The 12,242-nt window shown below is 70.9% G+C and carries 11 protein-coding genes; 7 read left to right on the plus strand and 4 right to left on the minus strand.

Going from position 1 to position 12,242, the window contains the following annotated elements:
• The first annotated feature begins 147 nt into the window (after nt 1-147).
• Together Q9R22_RS04195 and Q9R22_RS04200 are read left to right on the plus strand one after the other, a co-directional pair.
• Nucleotides 148-1,233 carry an inositol-3-phosphate synthase gene (locus tag Q9R22_RS04195; RefSeq protein WP_131332485.1) on the plus strand — a complete coding sequence of 362 codons (1,086 nt, stop codon included), beginning with the start codon at nt 148-150 and terminating at the stop codon, nt 1,231-1,233.
• 196 nt (nt 1,234-1,429) lie between these two features.
• Nucleotides 1,430-1,942, plus strand: a complete 513-nt coding sequence (locus Q9R22_RS04200; RefSeq protein ID WP_276401458.1) for a flavodoxin domain-containing protein — start codon at nt 1,430-1,432, stop codon at nt 1,940-1,942.
• Here Q9R22_RS04200 and Q9R22_RS04205 read toward each other — a convergent pair.
• The gene (locus tag Q9R22_RS04205) at nt 1,902-2,699 is read right to left on the minus strand and encodes a phosphatase (RefSeq protein WP_131332487.1); all 798 of its coding nucleotides are present in this window, start codon (nt 2,697-2,699) and stop codon (nt 1,902-1,904) included. The two genes, Q9R22_RS04200 and Q9R22_RS04205, sit on opposite strands and share 41 nt — an antisense overlap.
• Nucleotides 2,700-2,709: 10 nt before the next feature.
• Nucleotides 2,710-3,945 (minus strand): glycosyltransferase, encoded by a 1,236-nt coding sequence (locus Q9R22_RS04210; protein WP_242670608.1) that lies wholly within the window; start codon nt 3,943-3,945, stop codon nt 2,710-2,712.
• A 114-nt stretch (nt 3,946-4,059) separates the two neighbouring features.
• Here Q9R22_RS04210 and alr point away from each other — a divergent pair, with 114 nt between their 5' ends.
• The 4 genes from alr (at nt 4,060) to tsaD (ending at nt 8,413) form a co-directional block, all read left to right on the plus strand.
• Nucleotides 4,060-6,012: an alanine racemase gene (gene alr, locus Q9R22_RS04215; protein ID WP_165489773.1), complete on the plus strand. Its 1,953-nt coding sequence runs from the start codon at nt 4,060-4,062 to the stop codon at nt 6,010-6,012.
• A gap of 106 nt (nt 6,013-6,118) precedes the next feature.
• A complete protein-coding gene (tsaB, locus tag Q9R22_RS04220; protein ID WP_131332489.1) occupies nt 6,119-6,805 on the plus strand; it encodes a tRNA (adenosine(37)-N6)-threonylcarbamoyltransferase complex dimerization subunit type 1 TsaB in 687 nt (228 codons plus the stop codon).
• Entirely contained in the window at nt 6,802-7,347 is a 546-nt protein-coding gene (gene rimI, locus Q9R22_RS04225; RefSeq protein WP_098054356.1) for a ribosomal protein S18-alanine N-acetyltransferase, read from the plus strand. The genes tsaB and rimI overlap by 4 nt, the downstream gene beginning before the upstream one ends.
• Nucleotides 7,334-8,413: a tRNA (adenosine(37)-N6)-threonylcarbamoyltransferase complex transferase subunit TsaD gene (gene tsaD / locus Q9R22_RS04230; RefSeq protein WP_131332490.1), complete on the plus strand. Its 1,080-nt coding sequence runs from the start codon at nt 7,334-7,336 to the stop codon at nt 8,411-8,413. The genes rimI and tsaD overlap by 14 nt, the downstream gene beginning before the upstream one ends.
• A gap of 21 nt (nt 8,414-8,434) precedes the next feature.
• Here tsaD and Q9R22_RS04235 read toward each other — a convergent pair whose 3' ends face one another.
• Entirely contained in the window at nt 8,435-9,580 is a 1,146-nt protein-coding gene (locus Q9R22_RS04235; RefSeq protein WP_131332491.1) for a glutamate--cysteine ligase, read from the minus strand.
• Between the two features lie 103 nt (nt 9,581-9,683).
• Nucleotides 9,684-11,054, minus strand: a complete 1,371-nt coding sequence (locus tag Q9R22_RS04240) for a class I SAM-dependent methyltransferase (RefSeq protein ID WP_131332492.1) — start codon at nt 11,052-11,054, stop codon at nt 9,684-9,686.
• 161 nt (nt 11,055-11,215) lie between these two features.
• On the opposite strand from Q9R22_RS04240, the gene Q9R22_RS04245 reads away from it, so the two are divergent.
• Nucleotides 11,216-12,196, plus strand: a complete 981-nt coding sequence (locus tag Q9R22_RS04245) for a siderophore ABC transporter substrate-binding protein (RefSeq protein WP_131332493.1) — start codon at nt 11,216-11,218, stop codon at nt 12,194-12,196.
• The last annotated feature ends 46 nt before the right edge of the window (nt 12,197-12,242 follow it).

Consider the following 12,242-nt stretch of genomic DNA (forward strand, 5'->3'; position numbering starts at 1 on the left):
CGTCACGGCGGTGCCCGGGCGAGGCACGTCCGAGCGCGTGGCTAGACTGTGGAGTCGGTTGCGTGCGGCGTGGCACGGCGGGATGCGGTGCCCACGCACGAACGCGCGAGGTGCGCGTGGCCGTCATCACCCGAGCTGAGGAGAACCGTGTCCGAAAATCCCATCCGAGTGGCCATTGCCGGTGTGGGCAACTGCGCCACATCGCTCATCCAGGGCGTCCACTTCTACCGGGACGCAGACCCCTCCGAGACCGTGCCCGGGCTCATGCACGTGCGCTTCGGTGACTACCACGTGGGGGACGTGCAGTTCGTGGCCGCGTTCGACGTGGACGCCGCCAAGGTGGGCTTGGACCTCTCCCAGGCGATCCTGGCCTCCGAGAACAACACCATGGAGATCGCAAAGGTCCCCAACCTGGACGTGAACGTGCAGCGCGGACCCACCCTGGACGGGCTGGGCCAGTACTACCGCGAGACCATCACGGAATCGGACGCCGAGCCCGTGGACGTCGCGCAGGTGCTGCGCGAGCGCGAGGTGGACGTGCTCGTCTCCTACCTCCCGGTGGGTTCCGAGGAGGCCGACCGCTACTACGCGCAGGCCGCGATCGACGCCGGTGCGGCGTTCGTCAATGCCCTGCCCGTGTTCATTGCCGGGACCGACGAGTGGGCGCAGAAGTTCACGGACGCCGGCGTGCCGATCGTGGGCGACGACATCAAGTCCCAGGTGGGCGCGACCATCACCCACCGCGTGCTGGCCAAGCTGCTCGAGGACCGCGGCTACGTCCTGGACCGCACGTACCAGCTCAACGTGGGCGGGAATATGGACTTCAAGAACATGCTCGAGCGCTCGCGGCTCGAGTCCAAGAAGATCTCCAAGACCCAGGCCGTGACGTCCAACGTGCCGCACGAGATGCGGGCCAAGGACGTGCACATCGGCCCCTCGGACTACGTGGGGTGGCTTGACGACCGCAAGTTCGCCTTCGTCCGCCTCGAGGGCCACGGCTTCGGCAACGCCCCGATCTCGCTCGAGTACAAGCTCGAGGTGTGGGACTCGCCCAACTCCGCCGGTGTGATCATCGACGCGATCCGCGCTGCGAAGATCGGCCTGGACCGCGGCATCGGGGGACCGCTGACCTCGGCGTCCTCCTACTTCATGAAGTCCCCGCCCGAGCAGTTCGACGACGACACCGCCCGCGAGAACGTGGAGAAGTTCATCCGCGGCGAGGTCGAGCGCTGATCGTCTCGTAGCACCGCACGACGACACCGCGAGGGCCGCCCGGCACGTACCGGGCGGCCCTCGGTCGCGTCCGGGGGCGCGCGTCCTGCCGCTGGCCCGGGCCCGCGGGTGCGGCGGCCCGGGTCCCTGGGGGCGGGCGTGCGGCCCGGCTCTCGCGCGGTTCAGCGAAAGATCGCCGAGCCCTCGGCGGACGCGTGTGCCAGGTCCGCGACCACCCGGACCCGCCGGGGCACGGTCACACCCCGCGGCCAGGCCAGCACGACCGACTCCCGTTCGTTCCCCGGGGACACTGGGCGGCACACCACGGGTAGTCCCTCCCGACTCAGCTCCGTCCCCACGCCCAGGAACGGATCCCGCCGCGCTGGACACCTCCCACCCGCACGTCGTGGTGTGTTCCACGTACGGGGGCGGCGAGCTGCCCACGTCCGCGCGGGCCTTCGCGACGGCGGTGGCCGAAGGAGCCGCGGATCTGAGCAGCGTGCGCTACGCGGCGTTCGGCCTCGGGAACCGCACGTACGGGGAGGCGTTCTCGCGCGGCGTCGTCGTGCTGGACGAGACCCTCGCGGCAGCGGGCGCGTCCCGGTTCGGGGACGCGGGTCGGTACGACGCCGCCGAGGGCCGACCGCCCGCGCGGCAGGCGTGCGAGTGGCCGGACGGGATCGCCGAACTCAGCCGCGTTCCTGCCCCGCGAGCCCCGCACGGGAAATGATGTAGTCCACCACGGGGTCGTAGAGGTGCGGGGGGACGTTGTCGTCCAGCGGGACCACGACCTCCACCTGCCCCTGGGCCTCAGCGACGAAGATCCCGGGGTCGTTGCAGTCACCCATCGCGATGGTGGACAGCCCCGCCCGCGAGCCCGCGTACCCGGCCATCCCGTGATCGGCGATCACGAGGTCCGGCGCCTCGCGGCCCTGGTCCCGCAGATGATCGAGGACCAACTGCATGGGCTCGGGGAAGTGGGTGTGGCGCAGGCCGCCGTACTGCTCGACCATCACGACGTCCTCGATCTGGCGCACGTCCCCGTCCTCGAACGGCAGGGCCTCGTCGAAGCGCAGCACGCGCGCCCCGGACTTGCGTGCCACCCGCGCGAGCCGGGCGTACACGGGCGCGAGACCGGAGGGATGACCAGTCGCGAACAACAACCGCTTGCGGCCCTGCACCGCGCGGCTGAACAGCTCGGCGTAGCGGTCCAGTCCGGCCACGCACAGCTGCGCGGAAATGGAGTCCTGGCCCTCGGCGTACTCGGGGTCGTCGTTGATCCCCACGCGGTCGCGCATGAGCTCGAAGACGGAGTCGAAATCCCAGTCCCTGATGCGCTCGACCCCCATGTGCTGGTGCTGGTCCCCGTCCAGGAAACCTTGGATGTTGCGGAGGTTGGCTTCACGGGGGGTCGCGACGGCCCCGGTGATCCGGGAGCGGTCCAGGTAACGGGCAAGGGAATCACGGCTCAGGTACGCGGTGGTCACACGGGAAAGTTTAGGCGTCGTGCTCGCGCGCCGCACAGGCGAGGTAGGCCGCAGCGTGCTGCGCGGCGACGTCGTCCCACGTCAGTTCGCGCGCTCGCAGCCGAGCAGCGTGTGACATTGCTCGCCACGCGCCCGGGTCCCGGGCCGCGCGGTACAGTGCGTCCGCCCAGCTCGCGGGCTCGCGGTCCGGGACGAGCCGGCCGGTCTCACCGTCGCGCACGGCGTAGCACAGTCCGTCCACATCCGTGGCCAGGACGGGCGTCCCGCACGCCTGGGCCTCGACCGCCACGAGCCCGAACGTCTCCGACGACGACGCCACGGCCACCGCGTCCACCCGGCCCATGAGTCGGGCGAGGTCCTCGCGGGGCAGGGAGCCGCGGAAGTCGACGGCGCTCGCCACGCCCCCCGCGTCCGCCAGCCCGCGCAGGTGGGCCAGGAAATCGGGGGAGCCCACACCGGCCAGGATCAAGCGAACGGGAACGTCGGGGTGACTGCGGTGCAACTCTCCGAGCGCGCGGACCAGGATCTGCTGTCCCTTGAGGGGTTGCATGCGTCCCGCGGACAGGACGGTGAAGGGCCCGTTCCGTAACTCGTCCCGTTCGTCCGGGACCGGCGGGTGGAAGACCTCGGGGTCCACCCCGGGCGGGATCACGACCACGCTCGCCGGATCCGCGCCGTACAGCTCCACGACCTGCCGCTGTTCCGCGGGGGTGTTCACCACGGTGCGGCAGGCGTGGGCGATCAGTTCTCGTTCGGCGGCCTCCCGCTCGGCCGGTTCGGGGGACTCGTCCGATCCGGCGCGCAGGTTCTTGGCGGCGGCGGAGGTGTGGAGGGTCAGGACGAGGGGAGCCCGGAGGAAGCTGGCCACGTGGAGCCCGGCCACGCCGGAGAGCCAGTAGTGGGCGTGCACGACGGGCGCGGCGTCGTCGGCGTAATGCTGTGCGAGGGCCTCGCCGAAGGCACGAGCGAACCGGGGCAGGCCCTCCTTGGGGACCTCTGCGGCGTCCGCGAGCGCCACGGTGAGCAGCCGCACGCCCGGGGCGAGGTCCGTCGTGCGAATGCCGGGGGAATGGGACGGATCGCGATCGAGGGTGGCCATGTCCGCGGCCCAGCCCGCGTGGGCGAGCGCGTGGGCTAGGTGCCACACGTACACGTTCATGCCACCGGCGTCCCCGGTCCCGGGCTGGTCCACGGGGGACGTGTGCATGCTCAGCAGCAGGACACGGGGCCGATCGGGAGAGGACACGCGACCAGCCTACTGGGGCGGCGTACCGGGACCGCCCGCCCGGGAACGAGTGCGCGTGACTCGGGCGGGGCCGGGCGTGCCGGCGGCGCAGGGCACAATGGAATGGTGAGTGCGATGACAGACCGACAGCCCCGGCAACCCAGCGAACGCAGCGCGGTGGTGGACCTCTCCGCCGTGCAGCACAACGTGCGGCGCCTCGCGGAACTCGCCCGGGGGCGCACGCTGATCGCCGTGGTCAAGGCAGATGCGTACGGCCACGGGGCGGTTCCGGTGGCGCGCGCGGTGCTCGCCGCCGGCGCCCATATGCTCGGCACGGCGCATGCGTCCGAGGCGGTGGCCCTGCGCGACGCGGGCATCACCGCCCCCGTGCTCGCGTGGCTGCACACCCCTGCCACGGACTTCGAACAGGCGCTGCGACGCGACGTCCGCCTGGGTCTCAACGGGTGGGAACTCGATGCCGTTCTGGCCGCCGCCCGCGACACGGGCACCCCGGCCACGGTGCACCTGAAACTCGATTCCGGGCTCGGCCGCAACGGTGCCACGGTGGAGGAGTGGCCCGGGTTCGTCGAGCGCGTGGTGGCCGCTCAGAACGCCGGTCTGCTGAGCGTGGAAGGGATCTTCACGCACCTCGCCGTCGCGGACGAACCGCAGCGCGAGGCCGAGACCGTTGCGCAATTGCACGCACTCAGCGATGCGGTGCGGATCGCGCGCGACGCGGGCCTGGACCCCACCCTGATCCACGCGGCCAACACCCCCGGATTATTCGGGGCACAGGACATGGCGGACCCCGATCTCATGCTCCGCGACGCCGTGCGGGTGGGGCTGGGCCTGTACGGGCTGAGCCCGTTCGCGGATCGCACCCCCGAGGACTTCGGCCTGCGCCCGGCCATGACCCTGCGGGCCCGTGTGGCCAACGTCAAAGCCGTTCCCGCGGGCCACGGGGTCTCGTACGGTTTCGCGTACCGCACCACCGGGCCCACGCACCTTGCGCTGATCCCGCTGGGCTACGCCGACGGCGTTCCCCGGGTAGCCACGGGCGCCCCCGTGCGGATCGGGGACCGGGTGTACCCCGTGGTGGGGCGGATCGCGATGGACCAGTGCGTCGTGGACCTGTCGCGGGGCGGGGAGCCCGCGGCGTCGTCGTCCGGATCGGAACCGCCCGGAGTGGACTCGTCCGCGGCGGAACCGCCCGTGCGCGTGGGGGACGAGGCCGTGCTGTTCGGGGCGGGGGAGGACCCGTCCGCCACGCGGTGGGCGGATGCCGCGGGGACGATCAACTACGAGATCGTCACGAGGATCTCGCCGCGCGTACCCCGGGAGTACGTGAACGCTCCCGATGCCGACGGCGTTGGAACAGCCGGGAGCGCGGCGGACAGTGCCGCCTGGACCGTGACTCGGCATCCCGACACCGCTCATGACACCCGGGTGCTCGGCGAGCGGGTGGCCGAGCACCTGCGGGCCGGGGACCTGGTCATGCTCAACGGTGACCTCGGCGCCGGGAAGACCACGTTCACCCAGGGGCTCGGCCGGGGCCTCGGCGTGCGCGACGGGATCATATCCCCCACGTTCGTGTTGAGCCGCGTGCACCCCAACGATCCGGACGGGCCCCGCCCGGGCGGACCCGATCTCGTGCACGTGGACGCCTATCGCTTGGACTCCGCGGCGGACGTGGACGACATCGACCTCGAGGACACCGTGGACACGTGCGTGACCGTCGTGGAGTGGGGGACCGGCAAGGTGGAACACCTCAGTGATTCCCGGTTGGTGATCGACATCGTCCGGGCGCGGGGTACGCAGGACGGGCCCGGCTCGGCGGATCCGGTGTCGGACGCGACGGGTGCGGAGTCCACCGTGGGGACCACGGACGGTGAGGACCCCGCGGATCTCCGGGGGGCGGTGCTCTCCGGCGGATCAGGTTCCGACGGAGAGGGCCATTCCCCCTCCGCGGCGGACGTGATCCGCGCCCTCAACGACGAGTGGAAATCCGCGGAGCAACTCAGCGATGAACCGCGCGCGGTGATCGTGCGCGGCTACGGACCCCGTTGGGCGGACCCCCTCCAGTTGTGACCTCGCCACGCAGTGCCGGGGTGAGGGGCGGCCGGAGCCCGGAGTGATGGCGGCGGGCGGTCGCCGGGGCCCGGAGCGGTTGCGGGGCCGGGCTTAGACTGTTCGGGTGCTTGTGCTGAGTCTGGATTCCTCGTCGATCGCGTCCGTGGCACTGTCCCGGGACGGTGAGGTCTTGAGCAGGTTCGACACCGTCGACACCCGATCCCACGCCGAGGCCCTGGCTCCCGCCGTGCACGACCTCATGGCGGAGGCGGGCCTCACCGGCACCGACCTGGACGCCGTTCTCGTGGGCACCGGTCCCGGACCGTTCACGGGTCTGCGCGCGGGACTTGTGACCGGTCGCACCTTGGGCTTTGCATGGGCCCTGCCTGTCCATGGGGTGTGTTCCCTGGACGCGGCGGCGTTCCACGTGGCCCCGGAGGCGCTCGCCGCGGGTCATGCGGAGTTCGTGGTGGTCACCGATGCGCGCCGCAAGGAGCTCTACCGCAGGAGCTACCGGGTGCGCGAGGACGAGCTCGGACCCGTGATCACCCCGCTGGGCGATCCCCGGGTTGGCCCCCCGGAGGACGTTCCCGCGCTGCCGTGCTACGGCTCCGGTGCGGGGCTCTACCCCGATCGGTTGTCGCACGCGGTCCCGGGATTCTCGGACCTGCACCCCTCCGCCGCAGATCTCGCCCGGGCGGCGTGGGCGATCACGAGCCGCGGTCAGGAACTGAGCACCGACACGTCCCCCCTGTACCTGCGCGATTCCGACGCCAAGGTGCCCGCATCCCCCAAGCGGGCCACCCGATGACGGGAGGGCACGCGGCTGCGGTGGGAGCGGCGTCGTCGTTACCGGCGGGCTACGCGCTGCGCCCCATGCAACCCGGGGACCTTGAGGACGTGTACGCGCTGGAGACCGTCCTGTTCCCCGAGGACGCCTGGCCCCGGCACATGTTCCACGAGGAACTGACCCACCCCACACGGCAGTACTGGGTGCTCACCCGGGACCGGGAGATCGTGGGCTACGCGGGGATGATGAGCATCCCGCCGGTCGCGGATGTGCAGACCATCGCGGTCGCGAAGGACCACGAGGGCAAGGGCCTGGGCAGTGCCCTGCTGCGCGTGCTGCACGAGGCCGCGATTCGCAGCGGCGCCACCGAGATGATGCTCGAGGTGCGGGCGGACAATCCGCGGGCACAAGAGCTGTACCGCCACTTCGGCTATCACCACATCCACACCCGGGCGCACTACTACGGGCCCGGCCACGACGCGCTGATCATGCGCTGCGAACTGGTCCCCGCGAAGGAGCCCACCCGCAGCGCGGACGGAAGGACCATTCATGAACACCGCTGAACCGCTCGTCATGGGCATCGAGTCATCGTGCGACGAGACGGGTATCGGGATCGTGCGGGGCACTGAGCTGCTCACCAACACGGTGTCCTCGTCCATGGCCGAACACGTGCGCTTCGGCGGGGTGATCCCCGAGATCGCCTCGCGCGCGCACCTGGAGGCGTTCGTCCCCGCGGTGCGTGCTGCGCTCGACGACGCCGGTGTGACCCTGGACCAGCTCGACGCGATCGCCGTGACCTCCGGGCCCGGGCTCGCCGGGGCGCTCATGGTAGGGGTCGCGGCGGCCAAGGCACTCGCGGTGGCCACGGGCAAACCCCTGTACGCGATCAACCACCTCGTGGCCCACGTGGGGGTGGGTCTGCTCGACGACCGCGGTGAGCTGCCCGACGGCCTGGGCGCGCTGCTCGTCTCCGGGGGCCACACCGAGATCCTGGCCGTCCCCGACATCACGAGTGACGTGCGGCTACTGGGCGCCACGATCGACGACGCCGCCGGCGAGGCCTACGACAAGGTCGCCCGCCTGCTCGGACTCTCCTACCCCGGTGGACCGGCGATCGACAAGGCCGCGAAGGACGGCGACCCGACGGCTTTCGCGTTCCCCCGGGGGCTGACGGCGGGCAAGTACATGGGGTCGGCCGAGAATCCCGGTCCGCACCGTTACGACATGTCCTTCTCCGGCTTGAAGACGGCCGTGGCCCGCGTGGTCGAGGCGTTCGACGCCGCCGGTCAACCCGTCCCCGTGGCGGACGTGGCCGCAAGCTTCCAGGAGTCGGTCGTGGACGTGATCGCGCGCAAGACCGTGCTGGCGTGCACCGAACACGGGATCACCACGCTTCTCATGGGCGGGGGCGTGGCCGCCAATTCCCGGTTGCGGGAGGTCGTGACCGCGCGGTGCGGTGAGCACAGGATTCCCGTGGTGATCCCGCCGCTGTCCCTGTGCACCGACAACGGCGCGATGGTGGCCGCCCTGGGCTCCCGGTTGGTGTCACAGCGCCGTCAGCCCACCGGGATCTCGTTCACCGCGGACCCCGGTCTGCCGGTGTCCACGGTGTCGGTGCCCGCCGCGTAGCCCTGCCAGGCCGTATCCGGATCAGCGTTCCGAGCGGTTGCGCTCCACGATGTCCATGACCACGGCGCGCAGGTCCCCGCCGTTCTCCCGGGCCACGCGCCGTTGGCGCTGATAGCCCACGGCCCCGCTCATCATGGTCTCCACGTGGGCGAGTTCGCGGGTGCAGCCGAGCTCGTCCGCGAGGGGTTCCAGGTCGGTGAGCAGATCCGCGAGGTCCTCCGTGACCAGGCGCTCGCGATTGCGGGTGTCCCGGATCACCACGGCCTCGAGACCGTAGCGCGCGGCGCGCCACTTGTTCTCCTGGTGGTGCCACGGGGGCATCACGGGGATCGTCCCGCCGTCGTTGAGGGAACGGGAGAAGGACTCCACGAGGCACTGCGTCAGTGCGGCGATCGCGCCCACCTCCCGCAGGGTCGAGGGACCGTCGCACACGCGCATCTCCACGGTCCCGAAGCGGGGGACGGGTCGGATGTCCCAGCGGTTCTCGGAGATCTCCTCGATCACGCCGGTCTCGATGAGGTCGTTGACGTAGGACTCGTACTCGCCCCACGTGTCGAAGTGGAAGGGCAGCCCCGCCGTGGACAGCTGCTGGAAGATCAGTGCCCGGTGGGACGCGTACCCCGTGTCCTGGCCGCACCAGTACGGCGAGTTCGCGGACAGCGCGAGCAGGTGGGGGTAGTAGTTGAGCAGGCCCTCCAGGACGGGCAGGGCCTTGTCCCGGTGGTCGATGCCCACGTGCACGTGGGCCCCGAAGATCACCATCTGCCGGCCCCAGTACTGCGCGCGGTCCAGGACCTTGAAGTAGCGTTCCTTGTCCACCACGGGCTGGTCCGCCCACTGGGAGAACGGGTGGGTCCCCGCGCCGAAGATCTCGAGGGACCGAGGATCCGTGATTTCCCGGATCCGGTCCTGGGTGTCCGCGAGCTGGTCCACGGCCTCGCCCACGGTGTCGCACACACCGGTCACCATCTCCACGGTGTTCTGCAGGAACTCGCCCGTGACATGGGGGTGGTCCCCCTCCTCACCGAACTGCGGGTGCTGCGCCACGAGGGCATCGAGGACCTCCTGGCCGCGCGGGGCGAGCTCGCCGCTCTCGCGCTCGACCAGGGCGACCTCCCACTCCACACCCAGGGTGGAACGTTCGGAGCTGTGGAAATCAATCTGCACGGCGTGGTCCTCTCATGGGTGCACCGGGATCGGCGGTCGTGACCTGAACCGGGACGTCGTTGCCGACCACCGGGGTGTCGCGCGCGGTCCGAACACAGGAGTATCAGTGTACGAGGTTTACGGCGAGCACCACGCGCCGTTCCTTCCCCGCCTGCTCGAGTCGCGTCATGACCAGGGTCGCTCGCTGTGTGCCCCGGGGTGCAAGTTGCTTACGCAATTGCTCGGGGGTCACGTCCGTGCCGCGTTTCTTGATCTCCAGCGTTCCCACGTCCTGCTCCCGCACCCACTTCTTGAGGGTCTTCACGGTGTGGGGCAGCACCTCGCGCACCTCGTACGCGGTGGCCAGCGGGGTGTGCACGAGCGTGTCCGAGCTCAGGTACGCAATCGCGGGATGGATCAGCCGCGCTCCGATGCGCTGCGCGAGATCGGTCACGAGCCCCGCGCGGATCACCGCGCCGTCGGGCTCGTAGAAGTACTGCCCCACTGCGCCCAGCAGATCCCCTTCCGCCGCGGGCGACTCCCACGTCGCGGAGGTCAGTTCGGCCGCCGACGACGCCGCGGCACCGTCCCGGGATGCGTCACCGCTCCGGCCGTCCCCGGCACCCGGCGCGTCGCCACCCGGCACGAGCGTGTCGTCGGCGGCGCCGGGAAGGCGGGGTGCGCCGTCGTGTCCGAGGATCAGGGCGGCGCGCGCGACGTCCGGGCGGCGCACGGTGTTGAACCACAGCGCGGCCTCCACGACGTCACCGTGCTGTGAGATCCATTGGGCCTCCGCGGCGCGCGGGACGTGCTCGTGGGGGATGCCGGGACCGAGCTTGGCGCCCACGGCGAGCCCCCGGTCCGCGAGGTCCGTGACGAAGGACAGGGGAGGGGAGAAGGCCTCGGGGTCGAACAACCGCCGCGTGCGGCCGTGACCCGAGACCCGGCGCGCGGGGTCCAGCCACACGCCCTGCGCGGGACCGGACTCGAGGGCGTCCAGGTCCAAGGACTGCGCGTCCGCGCATACGACGCGAGCGCGCGGCCAGCCCGTGAGGTTGACGGTCGCCACGGCCGCGGTGACCGGGTCCCGCTCGACCGCGGTGACCGTGCGCTCGAGCGCGGCCAGGGCCAGCGAGTCCGCGCCGATCCCACATCCCAGGTCCACCACATGCCCGATCCCCGCTTGCGCGAACCGCTGGGCGTGCAGGGCGGCCACCGACCACCGGGTGGCCTGCTCCACACCGTCGCGCGTGAAGACCATATGACGGGCGAAGTCCCCGAACTTGGCGTGGGCCTTGGCGCGCAACCGGGACTGGGTGAGGACCGCGGCCACGAGCTCCGGGTCATGGCCCTGTGCTCGCAGGGACTGGGAGAGCGCGAGCGTGGCGTCCGGGTCGTAGGGGCCCAGCGAATCCAGCAGCCGCATCCCCCGCGGGGTCAGCAGCTGGGCGAGGCCGCGGGTCTCGGCGTCGTCGGGGGCGGTGGAGGCGTTCACGCGTCCATCACATCACGGCGCGGGGAAGCCGCGGCGAACGCGCGGGCCGCGACGCCCGTCACAGAGCCATTTACATTACGATCCGCATCCCTAATTAGGTTAGGCTCACCTAGTGGCTGGCCGCCCGTAACAGACGACCCCGCGAGATTGCGAGAAGATCCATGTCCATGAACCGATTGATCCCCGGTGTGGCGCTGAGTGCCGTGGCGGCACTGGCCCTCGTGGGGTGCGGTGCCAACGCCCAGGACGCCTCCGACACCCAGGCGTCCTCGGCCACCGTGACCGTCACGGACAACAAGGGCGAGCAGACCGTTCCCGCACCGCCGCAGTCCGTGGTGGCCACCGACAACCGGGTGTTCGAGACGCTCGCGGACTGGGGCGTACAGCTCAAGGCCGCCCCCAAGCAGCTGATCCCGAACGGCATCTCCTATGCGAACGACGACGCCGTGGTGGACCTGGGTTCGCACCGCGAACCGAATCTCGAGGCGATCGCCGGGGTGGACCCGGACCTCGTGATCAACGGGCAGCGCTTCACGCAGTACTACGACGACATCAAAAAGCTCGTCCCGGACGCCGCCATGCTGGAACTGGATCCGCGCGACGATCAGCCGCTGGACGAGGAACTCAAGCGCCAGACCACGGCCCTGGGCGAGGTCTTCGGCAAGCAGGAGGAAGCCCGCCGACTCACCGACGGGCTCGACCAGGCCGCCCAGCGCGCCAAGGACGCCTACGACGGCCAGTCCACGATGGGCGTGATCGTCTCCGGTGGTGACATCGGGTACGTGGCACCGAGCAAGGGACGCACGATCGGCCCGCTGTTCGACATGGTGGGGCTGCAGCCTGCGCTGAAGGTCGAGGGCTCCGACAACCACCAGGGGGACGACATCTCCGTGGAGGCCATCGCCCAGTCCCGCCCGGAACTGCTCATCGTGCTGGACCGTGACGCGGGCGTGAAGACCTCCGAGGGTGCCAGCCCGGCGTCCGAGGTGATCGAGAAGTCCGAGGCCCTCAAGGACGTCCCCGCGGTGAAGAACGGCAACGTGGTCTACCTGCCCGCGGACACCTACACGAACGAGGGGATCCAGACCTACACCGAGATCCTCGACGACATCGCGGAGAAACTGGGAGGCCGGAGCAACTGATCCCTCCCACCCCGCACGACCACCGACGCCCCGCGGGAGCCTCCCG

Origin of the sequence: Kocuria sp. PD6, assembly GCF_031844145.1 — a bacterium.
Classification (GTDB): Bacteria; Actinomycetota; Actinomycetes; order Actinomycetales; family Micrococcaceae; genus Kocuria; species Kocuria marina.

Coding starts and splice junctions, on each gene's coding strand:
- alr (WP_165489773.1), top strand. CDS start 4,060: ATGACAGACCGACAGCCCCGGCAACCCAGCGAACGCAGCGCGGTGGTG.
- rimI (WP_098054356.1), top strand. CDS start 6,802: ATGACGGGAGGGCACGCGGCTGCGGTGGGAGCGGCGTCGTCGTTACCG.
- tsaD (WP_131332490.1), top strand. CDS start 7,334: ATGAACACCGCTGAACCGCTCGTCATGGGCATCGAGTCATCGTGCGAC.
- Q9R22_RS04245 (WP_131332493.1), top strand. CDS start 11,216: ATGTCCATGAACCGATTGATCCCCGGTGTGGCGCTGAGTGCCGTGGCG.